The organism is Variovorax sp. PAMC28562 (genome assembly GCF_014303735.1).
Classification (GTDB): domain Bacteria; phylum Pseudomonadota; class Gammaproteobacteria; order Burkholderiales; family Burkholderiaceae_C; genus Variovorax.
In genome coordinates this window covers 2,429,096-2,443,196 of sequence record NZ_CP060296.1, presented here as the reverse complement: position 1 = coordinate 2,443,196, position 14,101 = coordinate 2,429,096, and the positions used below count along the sequence as shown (strand labels likewise).

The 14,101-nt window shown below is 63.3% G+C and carries 17 protein-coding genes; 12 read left to right on the top strand and 5 right to left on the bottom strand.

The genetic code is table 11. The features are described 5' to 3' along the window. Positions 1 to 7 precede the first annotated feature (7 nt). Positions 8 to 925, bottom strand: coding sequence for an iron-containing redox enzyme family protein (locus H7F36_RS11530; protein ID WP_187050967.1), 918 nt, complete (start codon positions 923 to 925; stop codon positions 8 to 10). 394 nt (positions 926 to 1,319) lie between these two features. Here H7F36_RS11530 and H7F36_RS11525 point away from each other — a divergent pair, with 394 nt between their 5' ends. After that, positions 1,320 to 2,021 carry a hypothetical protein gene (locus tag H7F36_RS11525; protein WP_187050966.1) on the top strand — a complete coding sequence of 234 codons (702 nt, stop codon included), beginning with the start codon at positions 1,320 to 1,322 and terminating at the stop codon, positions 2,019 to 2,021. 15 nt (positions 2,022 to 2,036) lie between these two features. Here H7F36_RS11525 and H7F36_RS11520 read toward each other — a convergent pair whose 3' ends face one another. The 3 genes from H7F36_RS11520 to H7F36_RS11510 are packed head-to-tail and all read right to left on the bottom strand — an operon-like array spanning position 2,037 to position 4,632. Beyond that, positions 2,037 to 3,374 (bottom strand): ATP-binding protein, encoded by a 1,338-nt coding sequence (locus H7F36_RS11520; protein WP_187050965.1) that lies wholly within the window; start codon positions 3,372 to 3,374, stop codon positions 2,037 to 2,039. A 4-nt stretch (positions 3,375 to 3,378) separates the two neighbouring features. Continuing rightward, positions 3,379 to 4,035 carry a response regulator gene (locus tag H7F36_RS11515; RefSeq protein ID WP_187050964.1) on the bottom strand — a complete coding sequence of 219 codons (657 nt, stop codon included), beginning with the start codon at positions 4,033 to 4,035 and terminating at the stop codon, positions 3,379 to 3,381. 24 nt (positions 4,036 to 4,059) lie between these two features. Further along, positions 4,060 to 4,632, bottom strand: coding sequence for a hypothetical protein (locus tag H7F36_RS11510; RefSeq protein ID WP_187050963.1), 573 nt, complete (start codon positions 4,630 to 4,632; stop codon positions 4,060 to 4,062). A 155-nt stretch (positions 4,633 to 4,787) separates the two neighbouring features. Here H7F36_RS11510 and H7F36_RS11505 point away from each other — a divergent pair, with 155 nt between their 5' ends. Further along, a complete protein-coding gene (locus H7F36_RS11505) occupies positions 4,788 to 5,555 on the top strand; it encodes a hypothetical protein (protein WP_187050962.1) in 768 nt (255 codons plus the stop codon). A 43-nt stretch (positions 5,556 to 5,598) separates the two neighbouring features. Here H7F36_RS11505 and H7F36_RS11500 read toward each other — a convergent pair whose 3' ends face one another. Beyond that, complete coding sequence (locus H7F36_RS11500; RefSeq protein WP_187050961.1) at positions 5,599 to 5,874, bottom strand: phosphopantetheine-binding protein; 276 nt, start codon at positions 5,872 to 5,874, stop codon at positions 5,599 to 5,601. Between the two features lie 104 nt (positions 5,875 to 5,978). On the opposite strand from H7F36_RS11500, the gene H7F36_RS11495 reads away from it, so the two are divergent. From H7F36_RS11495 to H7F36_RS11450, 10 genes are all read left to right on the top strand, one after another. Next, the gene (locus H7F36_RS11495) at positions 5,979 to 6,596 is read left to right on the top strand and encodes an ATP-binding cassette domain-containing protein (protein ID WP_187050960.1); all 618 of its coding nucleotides are present in this window, start codon (positions 5,979 to 5,981) and stop codon (positions 6,594 to 6,596) included. Continuing rightward, a complete protein-coding gene (locus H7F36_RS11490) occupies positions 6,593 to 7,393 on the top strand; it encodes an ABC transporter permease (RefSeq protein ID WP_187050959.1) in 801 nt (266 codons plus the stop codon). The genes H7F36_RS11495 and H7F36_RS11490 overlap by 4 nt, the downstream gene beginning before the upstream one ends. Before the next feature lie 193 nt (positions 7,394 to 7,586). Further along, positions 7,587 to 8,156, top strand: coding sequence for a cytochrome b (locus H7F36_RS11485; RefSeq protein ID WP_187050958.1), 570 nt, complete (start codon positions 7,587 to 7,589; stop codon positions 8,154 to 8,156). After that, on the top strand, positions 8,153 to 8,854 hold the full coding sequence (locus tag H7F36_RS11480) for a VIT family protein (RefSeq protein WP_187050957.1): 702 nt from the start codon (positions 8,153 to 8,155) through the stop codon (positions 8,852 to 8,854). The genes H7F36_RS11485 and H7F36_RS11480 overlap by 4 nt, the downstream gene beginning before the upstream one ends. Before the next feature lie 130 nt (positions 8,855 to 8,984). Then, on the top strand, positions 8,985 to 9,434 hold the full coding sequence (locus H7F36_RS11475; RefSeq protein ID WP_187050956.1) for a hypothetical protein: 450 nt from the start codon (positions 8,985 to 8,987) through the stop codon (positions 9,432 to 9,434). Between the two features lie 80 nt (positions 9,435 to 9,514). Then, positions 9,515 to 9,760 (top strand): hypothetical protein, encoded by a 246-nt coding sequence (locus tag H7F36_RS11470; RefSeq protein WP_187050955.1) that lies wholly within the window; start codon positions 9,515 to 9,517, stop codon positions 9,758 to 9,760. Further along, complete coding sequence (locus tag H7F36_RS11465) at positions 9,757 to 10,821, top strand: glycosyltransferase family 2 protein (protein WP_187050954.1); 1,065 nt, start codon at positions 9,757 to 9,759, stop codon at positions 10,819 to 10,821. Before H7F36_RS11470 ends, H7F36_RS11465 begins: the two co-directional genes overlap by 4 nt. Further along, positions 10,821 to 12,443, top strand: coding sequence for an ArnT family glycosyltransferase (locus tag H7F36_RS11460; protein WP_187050953.1), 1,623 nt, complete (start codon positions 10,821 to 10,823; stop codon positions 12,441 to 12,443). The genes H7F36_RS11465 and H7F36_RS11460 overlap by 1 nt, the downstream gene beginning before the upstream one ends. Beyond that, complete coding sequence (locus H7F36_RS11455) at positions 12,440 to 13,363, top strand: ChbG/HpnK family deacetylase (protein WP_187050952.1); 924 nt, start codon at positions 12,440 to 12,442, stop codon at positions 13,361 to 13,363. The genes H7F36_RS11460 and H7F36_RS11455 overlap by 4 nt, the downstream gene beginning before the upstream one ends. Before the next feature lie 310 nt (positions 13,364 to 13,673). Continuing rightward, a complete protein-coding gene (locus tag H7F36_RS11450) occupies positions 13,674 to 14,075 on the top strand; it encodes a hypothetical protein (RefSeq protein WP_187050951.1) in 402 nt (133 codons plus the stop codon). Positions 14,076 to 14,101: the final 26 nt, after the last annotated feature.

Below are 14,101 nucleotides of genomic sequence, written 5' to 3'. Positions count from 1 at the left end.
ATGGTGCTCAGCACAGGGCAAGCCCAACGGCAGGCGCGTGGCCAGCCTGCTTGTCACAACGCAAGTCTTCAAAATAGCGCTCGAAGCAACGCTCGCCGCACCGAAGCCGCATCAATCCACCCTCAGCCAGCGCCTGCGCGCACGCCGGGTTGGCCTCAACTAACGGACGGATGACTTCGCGAATCCACGCCTTTGCGTGCGAGATGTCCAGCGCTGCATGCAAATCGAAATAGGCGCGGGTGTGGCCGCTCAATCCGAGACGCCGCATGCCAGCTGCCACCTGCTTCACGCGACCCGGCGCAGTCAGTTCGATGACCCCGAGCGCGCCGAGCGCGTGGTACGCATAGCGGCGCGTGGTCGCAAGACCGACCATCGTGTTGGCCAGCGCAAGGGATTCCCAAACGGTCGTGGCAACGGCGGGTTGAAGACCGAGTTCGTTCACCATGTTGTCCAGCATTTGACTGTGCATGGCGCCTTGCTTGCCGTGGCCCATTTCATCCCAGAAGTTGCGGGCGCACTCCAGCTTGGCTCGAGGCGGCAGCTTCACCTGCGCGTAGGCAAGCAGGTCTTCGAATCCCGCCTCGCCAGACGCTTCCTGCGTGAGGAACCATCGCATTTGCGCAAGGTCGGCCTTTTCCGCAAGCCAGGCGAAAAGCGGATGTCCTTGCCCGGGACCTACGACAGCAAGATTCTCGAACCAACGAACAAAGTGGTCACTGTCACCTGCGGATTCGAAACCTAGCGGTTCGACTGCAAGGCGCAGTGTTTCAAGATCACGCCCTTCCGTGACGCGATGCGCGTATTCCCGATGGAGGTCGTCCTCCCAGTTCGATGACGGCAGACCCGGCTCCAATCGACTCACATTGAACGCTGCCAAATGACGATGGAGTCGCTCACTCGACATGCGATCGGATTCAACGTCCATTCTTTTTTCCTCTAAGTGTCGAAAACGGAGCGTGCTCTCTAACCTCCCTTGTCGTCGTGGGACAGGATGCTCTGTATCTGTCCGGCTGCTCGTTGTGGAAGCAGAGCATGGATGAGACACGGTGGGCAGATTAAGTGTTCCTTAAGCCGAAGCTTCCGACACTAATGTCTTCTCACGTCTGTCCCTTTTTTTGCTTTCAATGCGAGTCCTTGCGTTCCTGTGTCGAACTGGCCCCGTTTTAGACCGCACACCGATGCGACGCTGGCGCGGTGCCATTGCCGCGTGCGCGATCTGCGCCTTGGCTCTACCGGTTAGTGCCTCCGATGGGGCGCGTCTTTCGACCTTGCTGGGTTTGATGCGGGCCGACTTGGCCAGCTCGTCCTTTAAGCGGCCCATGCTGCTCAAGTCAAGCGACACGTCCAACGGACTCAAGGGCGACGTCTATGCGATCGTCGATCAGCCCTTGCCCATGCTCGCGCAGGCGCTTGGGACACCGTTTCAGTGGTGCGAAGCCATGCTGCTGCATATCAACAACCGCAAGTGCACTGTGTCAAACGGCGCCTCTGGCGACGAGATCACGCTGAGCGTCGTGCGGAAGTACGACCAGCCTGTAGAGAACTCATTTCACCTCCCGTTTGCGTTCAAGCTCATCGACAACACCTCGCAGCATCTGGAGGTGAGTCTCGGCGCATCGTCCGGACCTTTGGGCACGAGCAACTACCGCATCGTGGTGGAGGCCGTGCCCGCCGATGCGTCCCACAGCTTTCTGCATTTCTCGTATGCATACGAAGAGAACTTCATGGCCCACACTGCCCTGCAGGCCTACCTTGCGACGTTCGGGAGATCGAAGGTCGGCTTCACCGTCGTTGGACAGACACCTGAAGGCACACCAGACTATGTCCACGGCACGCACGGGCTCGTCGAGCGCAATGCGATGCGCTACTTTCTGGCGGTGGACGCGCACGTCAATGCAGGCAAGGACGCCCAAAGCGCGCGCAATGCATGGTTCTCAGCCACTGAGAAGTATCCGCGGCAGCTGCACGAGATCGATCGAGCGACCTACCTCGAACTCAAGGCGAACGACGCGCAACATTGAGGGCGCGACAAGCGGCTAACCGAACATGACCCGGACCTCGAGGCCCGGCGCCGCCTCCGGGCTGGAGTACAGACTCACGATGGCGCCATGGCGTTGCGCGATGGCATGCACGATGGCCAGGCCCAGGCCGCTGCCCGCGGGATCGCCTTTGCGCACATGCGATGCACTGCCGCGACGAAAGCGCTCGAAGACGTGGTCTCGGTCAGCCGCCGGAATACCAGGACCGTTGTCGATCACCCGCAGCACCGGCCGCCCCTCTTCGACGGCCGAGACGACATCGACACGGCTGCCGTCGGGTGAGTACCGCAAGGCGTTTCGCACCAGATTGTTGAGCAAGACTCTCAGCTGCATGGCGTCGCCATCCACAGAGATGCCTTCGGTCGTCGACGCGCCGAGGTCGATGCCGCGAGCCACGGCCTCACGATGGAATTCTGCGACGACGGAGCGCACCAGATCGCCGAGACTCAGACGCTCGACATGGTGCAGGTCCACATCGGGTTGGGCACGTGAAAGCTGCAGCAGTTGCTCGACCAGACGCTCGGAGCGTTCGATGCCCAGCCGGAGGTCAGCGGACGCGGCGAGGCGCCCCGCAGCATCGGCGGCGCGGTCCAGCAAGGTGAGCTGCAGCCGCAGCGCCGTGACGGGCGAGCGAAGTTCATGCGCAGCATCCGCCACGAAGCGACGCTGCATCGAAAAGGCATTGGACAGCCGCTGCATCAGTTCGTTGAACGCGGCGACCAACGGCTGCATCTCGCGTGGCATGTTTTCGCTGGCGATCGGCTCCAGACTGAGCGCGCTGCGACGCGCGATCTGGCCGGTGGCTTCGTCCAATGGACGCATGCCACGCCGCAGCGCGACAACGATGAGTCCGGCGAGCAAGATGATCAACGCAACCAACGGAATGAAGAGTTTCGACGCCGATTCAACGGCCATCTGGTGACGCGCGGTCGTACGCTGCGCCGCTTGCACCACGGTGTCGGTCAGCACCACGGTGTAGGTCCGCCATTCCTCGCCAGCGACCTCGAAACGACCCGGCCCTGGCACATCCGTGAAACGCAAGGCGAAGCGCGGATTGGAAGAAAAAACGGGTGTGCCGTCACGTTGCCAGACCAGGCTCACCAGGTCGCCGTCATCGTCGCTTTGGCCGCCTGGCATCGCGGGCCGCGGCTTGGCCGTCACCTGCGCGCTCGCGTGGTACTGCGCCACCGCCTCGGCGACCTCTCTCAGGTTCTCGTCCAGCACCTCGTTCATTTCGCCGAGCGTCACGACGTACGCGACCATCACGAGCACGAGCGAGCCGAAGCCCAATGCCCCGAGCAGCCACTTCATCAGGTCGCCACGCAGTGATCTCACCGAGCTACTCCGCCAACCTGTAGCCAACGCCACGCACGTTCACGATGGCCTGTGCGCCAAGCTTCTTGCGAAGGTTGTGCAGGTGCACCTCGATCGCGTTGCTGCCGATATCGTCGTCCCATCCGTAGATGGATTCCTCGAGTTTCTCGCGCGAGAGCACCGCTCCGGGCTGCTGCATCAGGACCTCGAGCAAAGCGAACTCCCGCACCGACAACGACACAGGAGCGCCCTCCTTCGTGACCGACTTTCGCACGGTGTCCAGACTCAAGGCACCTGCCGTCAAAAGCGACGAGCCGACGCCGGCGCGCCGCCGCAACAGCGCACGCACGCGAGCGATTAATTCATCCAGATCGAAAGGCTTCAACAGGTAGTCGTCGGCGCCCGCATTGAGTCCGGCAATGCGCTGATCCACGGCGTCCCTGGCCGTCACGATGATGACCGGAACATGGTTGCCAGAGCGACGGAGTTCTTCGAGCACCGTCATGCCGTCGCGCGCGGGGAGACCCAGATCGAGCACCACCAGGTCGTAGACACCGTTGGCCAGCGCGAGCTCCGCGATCCGCCCGTCCTCCGCCCAGTCGACCGCATAGCCGGCCGCGACGAGTCCCTGACGTATCGCTCGTCCAATCATCGGGTCGTCTTCAACAACGAGCAGTCGCATGGTCGCAGTATCGGGGATCGACCTTCAGGCGTGGCGCCAGGGAGTCAATGCAAGGGAGCGACGAACAAGCCGATGACAGGCCGGCCTGACCACAGCGCGCAGAGCCCACGTGACGAGCGCTCCGGCCGCGGCAGCCGGAAACGCGCTCAGCACGTCGAGCGGGAAGACCTGCCCCAGATACACCAGGCTCCAGCCCGCGCCGAGCCCGACCGTCAACAGCGGGAAACTCAGCCAGGCGAGCCGGCCGAACGGCACCAAGGCCAGCGCGACGCTCCACCAGAGCACGACCTGTGCGTTGGGAGATCCCGGGCCCATCCAGCATCCTGAGAAGGCGGTCCAGCTGGCGCTCGCCAACCCGGGCACACAAACGCTCGTGCGGATGACGAGAACCACTGCGTAGGCTATTGCTGCTGAAAGCAGCACACACAGCAAGTCGACGCGCAACCGTCTGTCCCCTCGCCGCCACGCAATCACTGCGGCGAGAGGCAAGCTCCAGTCCGCAAGACGCGCGAGCACAGAAGCCAAGGCGAGCGTGACCGCCGAGGCGTGCGAGCCCGCGGACATCAACTCGAAGACAGCCAGGTTGTCCAGCGTCATCCCGATCTTTGAAGAAGCATGGCGACGATGGTCCCGCACCAATCATTAAGGGCGCCTTAAGCTAGAAATCGCCGCCTTAAGGATTTCATAAGCACAGGTCGACGAAGCTGGGTGTTCCGCCCAGCCTTGGGCCGACCGCTCGCAAAGAACCATCCATGAACCAGCCTCCCCACATCGAACTCGGAAAAGTTGCCGAGGTCACCTTCTGGTTCTGGGTGGTGAAGATCGCCGCGACGACACTCGGGGAAACGGCTGGCGACGCCGTGACGATGTCGATGCACCTCGGCTACCTCATTGGGACGGCCATCTTCGCGACCGTCTTCATCGTCGCGGTGGCCGCCCAGATCAGGACGACGAAGTTTCATCCATTTCTTTTCTGGGGCGTGATCGTGGCCACCACGACCGTTGGAACCACCCTCGCTGATCTGCTCGACCGCTCGCTGGGAATCGGATACCTCGGCGGGTCTACGATTCTTTTGTTGCTGGTGATCGGGACCCTGGCGCTCTGGCAACGGACGCTCGGATCTGTATCCGTTTCGGCTATCACGACGCGCAAGGCCGAATTGTTCTATTGGGCAACCATCATGTTTTCACAGACGCTCGGCACCGCCCTCGGCGACTGGACAGCCGATCCGACTGCCGGACTGGGACTCGGCTACGAAGGGGGAGCCATCGTGTTTGCGGTCGGCTTGGCGCTCGTGGGAGCGGCCTACTTCTGGACGCGCATTTCGCGCACGGCCTTGTTTTGGGTGGCGTTCATCCTGACGCGGCCACTGGGCGCCACCGTGGGCGACCTGCTGGACAAGCCCCATGCGGCCGGTGGCCTCGAGATGAGCCGCTACACCGCCAGCGCTGCACTGGCTGCCTTCATCCTTGTTTGCGTCGTCCTGCTGCCGCAACGTGCGGAGCGCATCACGCGGTGAGCAAGAAGCTCATGCAGAGTGCGGCGAACCTGCCGTCAGTCGGTCATTTGGATTTTGTCGAAAGCTCTGGTCTTGCGGCCACCAACCCGTCGATCACTTCGCACAAGCGCTGCAACGTGATGCCCGCCTCGCGTGGATCGAGGCGATCCTCAGGAATGCGAAGTTCGAACTCGTCCTCCACCGCGAAGACGAATTCCATGAGTGCCAGCGAATCCAGGCCGAGTTCAGCAAGCGCAGTCGACGGCAGTACAAGCAGCGGGTCGGCATGGAAATCTTTTTCGAGAATGGATGCAATACGGACGAGGGTTGTCGAAGTCAAATCGGTTTCCTATGGCAAGCCAGCGCAGCTTTTGGGCAACTGCGATCTCGGCGAATCAGAATGTTCGCTGTGCTTTGCTTAAGGTTCACTGAAGTTGAGACGGAATGACTGACTTGCCTTTACCGCAGCTGAGCGTGCGCGGCTTGCGCTCGGCCCATGGCGGCCCTTTCGATCTGCACATCGAGCGCGGCGAATGTGTGTCGCTCATGGGCCCTTCAGGCGCGGGCAAAACTCTCTTCATGCGCCTGGTTGCCGATCTGGACCCGGGCGTCGGAGAGGTCCGGTTGAACGGCCGCGAACGCGACTCGTGGACTGCGCCGCAGTGGCGCAGCCAGGTGGTGTACCAAACCGCCGAGCCGGCCTGGTGGGCACCGAAGGTGGCTGCGCATTTTCCGCGGCCCATGCTCGACGCGATGCGCCTGCTGCAGCCCCTGCTTGGGCTTCCGAACGCAACGCTCGATGCCGATGTCGACCGGTTGTCAACCGGCGAACGTCAGCGCCTTGCGCTGCTCAGGTCGCTCGCGCGCGAGCCCAAAGTGCTGTTGCTCGATGAACCCACAGCGTCACTGGATGCGACTTCGACGATGGCAATGGAATCGTTACTGCAGAAGTATGTGAACCAGGGCTTGTCGGTGCTGTGGGTCACGCACTCACGGGACCAGGCCCATCGCGTGGCGCAACGGCACTATGCGGTCGTCGACCGGCAGCTGCGCGCGTCATGACCGCTGTCCATCTTGGGTTGACCGACGTGGCGCTCGCCGCCGTGTTGGTGCTGGCGAATGCAGTTGCTTCGATGGTTCTGCGGCTGCGCCTGCATCGACAGGTGCTGTGGGCGGCCGCGCGAATGGTCGTCCAGCTGCTTCTGGTGGGGCTGCTCTTGCGAGTCGTCTTTCGCCTGCAGTCGCCGACCGTCACTGTCGTCGTGGTGCTCCTGATGATCGGCGCAGCAGCGCGGGAAGTAGCGGTACGGCCAGAGCGCCGTCTGCAGCAACATGGCAACTACCGCATCGGCCTTGCTGTCGTCGGCATCTCGAGCGTGGCAACAGTTGTGATGGCGTTGATGACCGCCATCCGGCCAGAGCCTTGGTACGACCCGCGCTATGCCATTCCGTTGATGGGCATCGTGCTGGGCAGCGTTCTGAATTCGGCAACGCTCGGGCTCGACAGCTTCTTCGAAGGCGTCGTGAATCGCCGGCAATCCATCGAAGCGCAGCTGGCGTTAGGGACCACCCTGCGCGAGGCGCTGGGCGAACTGACACGATCGTCCATCCGACGCGGCATGATTCCGATCATCAACCAGATGTCGGCCGCTGGCATCATCACGCTGCCCGGAATCATGACCGGCCAACTGCTCGCCGGCATGGACCCGATCGAGGCCGTGAAGTACCAGATATTGCTGCTCTTTCTTCTGACCGGCGCGGGCGGACTGGCATCGGCCGGCGCCGTGTACCTGGCGGCGCGCGCAGTCACCGACAGTCGACAGCGGCTTCGCACCGATCGTATGGAAATGAAGCGGTGACATCGATTGGATCGACAGGCATCACGCTCGCTTGCGCCCAAGGCAAATCAGGCGCGACGTCTCGCGCCCTTCCTCTTCACACACTTTTCTCAGGACGGCTGGGAAGACGGGCCATGCTTTCGCGTTCGCAACGCCTCGTTAGATTCGTGCGCGCCTCGCGCCTTTCCACCCCTCATTTCAGGCTTCGAAATCCATGACCCTCAGAAACACCGCCCGACGCTACGGCTCACTATCGATCGCATTGCACTGGCTGATCGTGCTGCAGCTGATCGCGGTCTACGCCTGCATCAATCTCACTGACTTCTTCCCCGAAAACAGCGACCCGCGCCAAGCACTGCTGATGTGGCACTACATGCTGGGGCTTTCGGTCCTCGCCGTCGTAGTGCTGCGAGTCGCAAACCGTTTGTCGGGCCCTGTGCCCCAAGCGTTGCCGGGAATTCCTCGCTGGCAGAACGCCGTGGCGAGCGTGACGCATCTCGCGCTGTATGCATTGCTGCTCGCCATGCCCGTGCTCGGCTGGCTCACGCTCAGCGCATCGGGCCAACCGATCCCGTTCTTCGGCGTGACCCTTCCTCCGCTCATCGGACCCGACAAGACGCTGGCGCACCAGATCGAAAAAATCCACGAGACGCTGGGCGTCGTCGGCTACTACCTGATCGGTCTGCACGTCGCCGCGGCACTGTTTCATCACTACCTGCGACGCGACGGCACGTTGCAGCGGATGCTTCCGTTTCTGCGCTCCAAAGACAAGGTGGGCACATGAAAGCATTCACTCGACACCACGAACGGCATCGGAGCGAGCGCATAGGCTGGCTGCGTGCCGCAGTGCTCGGCGCCAACGACGGCATCGTCTCTACATCGAGCCTGATCCTCGGCGTTGCCGCAGCGCACGGAACGCCTCACAGCGTGTTGGTAGCCGGGCTCGCCGGCTTGGTCGCGGGCGCCATGTCGATGGCCGCCGGCGAATACGTTTCAGTGCACTCGCAGGCCGACACCGAAGCCGCCGACCTGCAAAAGGAAATGGCCGAGATCGATGCAGATTCGAGCGCCGAACACCGCGAACTCGCTGCAATCTATGTCGGGCGCGGACTCGACAGGCCACTCGCTGCAGAAGTCGCGCGCCAGCTGATGGCACACGATGCGCTCGGCGCTCACGCGCGCGACGAGCTGGGCATCTCGACCACTCTGAGCGCCCGGCCGGTCCAGGCTGCTCTCGCGTCGGCGGCGAGCTTTTCGATCGGTGCGGCGCTGCCGCTGCTGGTCGCCTGGCTCGCGTCGCCTGCGCTATTGATCGCGCTGGTGGTCCTGGCGTCGCTGGCGTTCTCTGCGCTGCTGGGCGTGGTGTCGGCGCGGGCCGGCGGGGCGCCGGTGCTGACTGCGGCATGGCGCGTGACCTTCTGGGCGGGTTTGGCGATGGCCATTACCTTCGGTATCGGCTCACTTTTCGGGGTCGCGGCATAACCGGCTCATCTAGCGCAACTGCCGCAGCTGAAGACGGCCCAAGCCGGCACCAGCAATCTCTGCAAAATTTATTTCCCAAGCTGACTAGCACGTTCAGGTACTAATTGGAAGTGCCTCATAGAATCTCTGCGTGCCCACCATTCTTCTTCGTCGCCTTGTCGCAACACACTTCGTGTGGTGGTGCCTGGCGGGTGTCGTACTGACCGTTCTGCAGCCCTTTCTCTTCACTCATTTCCGGCAAGACGGCTGGGAAGACGAGCCGGGTTTTCGCGTGCGCAACGTCGAAGCGATGGCGCTGTTTTCGCCGGACGATCGGGACGATCACAGCAAGGAGCTGGAGACCACGCTGTATGTCCCGGCCGCCGCGCACATCGATGTGCCCAATGCCTTTGCGCATGGACTCGATGTGTTGATGGCACTGGTGCTCTTGCTGCTGCCGCTTGCAGTCGCGCTGGTCCGGCTGCTCGTCCCCATCGAGCGCACGCTCGTCGAGCGCGTGCCCTACACCAGCGGCGCGCCGCCGCCCACTGTGCTCTGGCGGACCCAGCCGCCGCACACCGCCCCACCTGTGACGACCTGACAAGCGACGTCGCCTGACGTCGACTCCTGTCCGCGCGCGTGTGCAGGCAGATCCCTTGTTTTCGGTCGAAAGGTTTCGAGATGACGAATGCCATCAACACGGCGTTGTTGCAATGGATCGCCGCAGGTGACGATCCCAATTCATGGGCACTCCTTGCGGGAAGTGTCTTCGCGTTGTGGGGCAGTGCGCTGTGCGCCGCGGCCGTGCTGTGGGCCGGCTGGCATGCGCGCGCGGAGCGGCCGTACCTTGCAGCAGTGGTAGCCGGTGCGGCACCGGCTACCCTGCTCTCGCCTCTGATCGCGACCTGGCTCGCCGCGGCATCATGAGGCCGCCGATTCATGTCGGGCCAAGACTGGTCCGCGACGCCACCATCGACGCCATCGACGCGGCCACGTCGAAAACCGACGTAACGCCGGCTCCCCAACACATCGACGCAGCCGAAGCACGCAGCGTGTCGTGCGTTATCCCCTGCTTCAACGAGGCGGCCAATCTGCGCGTGCTGTTGCCCCGCCTCGAAGAGATCCTGTGGGCCACGCGTCTGCGCTGGGAGATCATCGTGGTCGACGATGGCAGCACCGACAACACCGCTTCGGTGGTTGCCGCATGGTGCGAGCTCGAAGGCTTTTGCTGTGTCTCGCTGTCACGCAACTTCGGCAAGGAGGCAGCGTTGACCGCAGGCCTTCAGGCAGCGCGGGGCGACGCCGTCATCCTGCTCGACGGTGATCTGCAGCATTCGCCATCGCTCATCGGCTCGATGATCGAGAAGTGGTCGGCCGGCGCCGATGTCGTCTACGCGGTGAGAGAAGCACGCACCGACGAGGCCGCTCTGAAGCGCTGGGGCAGCCAGCTCTTCTACAAGCTGGTCAACTCGTCCGGTCGCTTCGAACTGCCGGAGGATGCCGGCGATTTCCGGTTGATGGATCGCAAGGTGGTGGATGCGCTGCTGAGCCTGCCCGAGCGCAGCCGGTTCATGAAGGGCTTGTATGCATGGGTCGGCTTCAATGCGGTGCCGTTGCCCTACACGCCGGCGCCTCGGGCGCAAGGCGTCAGCACCTTCAACATGCTGCGCTTGGTACATCTGGCAGTCGATGGACTGACGTCTTTCACCACCTGGCCACTGCGGCTGGTCAGCATCTTCGGGCTGTTGATGGCTGTGCCTGCGTTCGCGTACGGCGTGTTCCTGATCATCGATCACTTCGTGGTCGGGGATGCTGTCTCGGGCTGGTCGACCATCATGGTGAGCCTGATGTTCTTCATCGGCGTGCAGATGATTTCGACCGGCATCGTCGGCGAGTACGTTGCCCGCGTTTTCGAGGAGGTGAAGGGTCGGCCGCTCTACGTGGTCAGGAGCGTCACGGGCACTGGTCTGGGAGGCAACAAGAAGTGATGAAGTCGCTTCGGAACTCGATCAGGCAGTCGAATCGGCGCAGCACTTTCATCTCCATTGCGATCATCTTTTTATGGCTTGCGGCGACGGCGGGCTTCCGACGCTTCACCGCCCCGGACGAAGGCCGCTACGCTGGCGTTGCGCTCGAAATGATTCGCTCCGGCGACTGGCTGGTGCCGCGGCTCGATGGTCTTCCGTTCTTTCACAAACCGCCGTTGTTCTACTGGATCGGTGCCGCGTCGATGTCGGTCTTCGGCGTGTCGGAATGGCCGGCGCGTTTGCCATCGGTGCTCGGCGCAACGCTGGCCGCCAGTGCGTTGCTCATGTTCGCGCGGCGCTGGGCCGACGGCGTGAGCGCATCGGTCGCCACGGTCGTGCTGTTGACGATGCCGTTCTTCTACGTCGGTGCGCAGTTCGCCAACCTCGACATGCTGGTGGCCGGCTGCATCGCCGCGACCGTGCTCGCCGCAGCACACGCGGCGCTCGCAAAAGAGCACGGTGGCGCCTGGCGCCGCGCACTCGCCCTGGCCTTTGCAACGGCAGCACTGGGCGTGCTGGCGAAAGGGCTGATCGGGTTCGTGCTTCCCGGCGCCATCTTTCTGGCGTGGTGCCTCGTGACCGGGCGGTTTCGCGCAGCATGGATGCTCGCCTGGTGGCCGGGCTGGTGTATTTTTCTGGCGATGGCGGCGCCCTGGTTTGTTGCCATGCAGGTGCGCTATCCCGCTTTCTACGACTACTTCGTCGTGACGCAGCACTTCAGACGCTTCGCGGCAGCGGGGTTCAACAACGCGCATCCGTTCTGGTTCTATGGGCCGGTGATCGTCGGGCTGACCTTGCCGTGGATCGGCTGGATAGGTTGGCAAGCCGTTGCGCGTCGGCACAGCGGCCACACCTCGGCCGCCACCACTGCAAGCGCCGCATTTTCCGATGTCGACTGGCTGATGCTCGTCTGGTTCATCGTGATCGTGGTGTTCTTCTCCCTGCCGAAATCCAAGCTCATCGGCTATGTGCTCCCAGCCCTGCCACCGCTCGCATGGTTCATCGCGAGAGCCTTGCGTGCCACGACACCGACGCGGTGGATGACGAGCCCTAAGCTGCAGTGGACGACCGGCGTTGCCGCCGTCATCTGCGTTGCTTCGGTGATCGTTGCAGACCGGCTGGGCACGCCGCCCGGCGCGCGGCTGTATCTGCCCGCCGAGGAGCGCATCGCAGCAGACGATCAGGTCGTGATGCTCGATGCCTACTACTACGAGATCCCGTTCTACTGGAAGCTGAAGCACACGGTCATGGTCGTGAGCGACTGGCAGGATCCTGCCTTGCCGCTGCACGACAACTGGCGCAACGAGTTGAGCGACGCGGGCCGATTCGAGCCCGCCAGGGCGGCCACCACGCTGGTAAATCGAGAAGATCTCCCGCGCGTGCTCTGCATGCCGAAGCGCACCTGGATCGTCGGCTCGTCGGCTTCGTTTCTCACGTCGCCCTGGCTCCTCGACCAGCGCTTTGTTCCGGTTGCGCACAACCAGGAGGCAGCCATCTGGCGCTTCGATGGCCCGCAGCGTCCAAGTGCGGGCTGCGTCGCATTCGGCAAGCCAGCACGCCCGTCGACTGGAGATGCGTCATGAGCGACGAACGCTTCTTGTGCATCTGTGCCGACGACTTCGGCCTGAGCGAGGGCATCGATGCGGCGGCACTCGAACTTGCCGAACTTGGCAAGATTTCCGCCATCGGCTGCATGGTGCGGCGCAAGTTCTGGCATGCCGGGTCGCCCGATTTGCGGCAGCTCGATGCCGAGCATGTCGACATTGGACTGCACCTCGACCTGGACTTTCCATCGGCGCCGGGCGGCCGCGACGGCAGCCTGGTGTCGCTCATCGCGATGGCCTATCTGGGTCTGCTGCAGGGCAACCGTTTGCGCGACGAGATCCGCTTTCAGTTGAACAGCTTCGAAGACCGGATGGGGCGCGCGCCTGCGTTCGTCGACGGGCATCGACACGTGCACCAACTGCCGGGTGTGCGCGATCTGCTCATTGCAGAACTGATGGGCCGGTACCGGGCGGCACCGCCGTGGTTGCGCAACACGGCGCCTGCCGAGCCAAGATGGCTGCCGCGCGGCAAGACCGACGCCAAGGCGAGAGTGATCCATGCGCTCGGCGGTGGCGCGCTGCAGCGTCTCGCGGAACAGCACGGCGTTCCGATGAGTCGGTGCTTGCTCGGCGTGTACCCCTTTCCGGCCACAGAGGGCGACTACCGGCACGCCTTTGCGCAATGGCTGCGGCAATGCCGCAGCGGCGACGTGCTGATGTGCCACCCGTCGCTCGGTGACGCACCGCATGGGTTGCAAGGCCAGTCCACGCCCCACGATGAATCGCGCAGGCGCGAGTACGCGACCCTGCGGGCGCTCGACCTCGATGCGCTGCACGCAACGACGGGCATCGTCGTGGCACCCCTGTCGCGCGTATTCGGCGACCCTGCCGCGCGCTCGCGAATGCCAGTCGACCTGACGGACTCCCTGCGCGGCGCGCCAGAAGAACTTCGATGGTGATACAGCCGAAAGTGCAGCCGATCGTGCGCCCGAACATGGCCTGAGCCTTGCACTCGCTACGATGAAGTTCACCATGTCGTCGGCTGCATGATCGATCTTCACGCGCCAACCGCTGTCGGCATCACCCGCGCGTGGCACGCCGGAACAGTCGGGACTCATGCTCACCGCCATGTACGACGCACGCTGGGTCGCGGCAGCGATGCATGTACCGGCTGCAACTCGCACTGTCCGGACGCAAGCCGACGCCGCCAGGGCAATGACGAATGAATTGGCGAATGATCGATACTGAGATTGAACTTCAAGGAGACGCATGCTGAAGACGAGGGCCGCATTGGCGTTGTCGACGATCCTGCTGACGGCGATGCTGGCCGTGTGCGGCAACGGCGCGCAAGCCCAGCAAATGAACGTGCAGGGCTTTGCCGTCAAAGGCTGCAACGAGTACCTGCAAGCGCGAGCTGCGCGCAAGGAAGATCCGTGGATCTACTGGGTGCAAGGCTACCTGTCGGGCGCCAACATGGCGCGACTCGACTTCATCATGACGAGTGCCGCGCTGCCGCCGCCAGAGTCGATGGCGCAGTCGATCGAAAGATACTGCCGCGCACACCCGCTCGGCACGATGCTCAACGCTACCGAAGCGCTCTACAAAGATCTGCTCGCGACCAGTCCGATGCAATTGCCCGCACCGAGCACGAGTCAGCGTCGCAGGCCCTGACCTAGCGAGCGCTTGCGCGCGGCCCG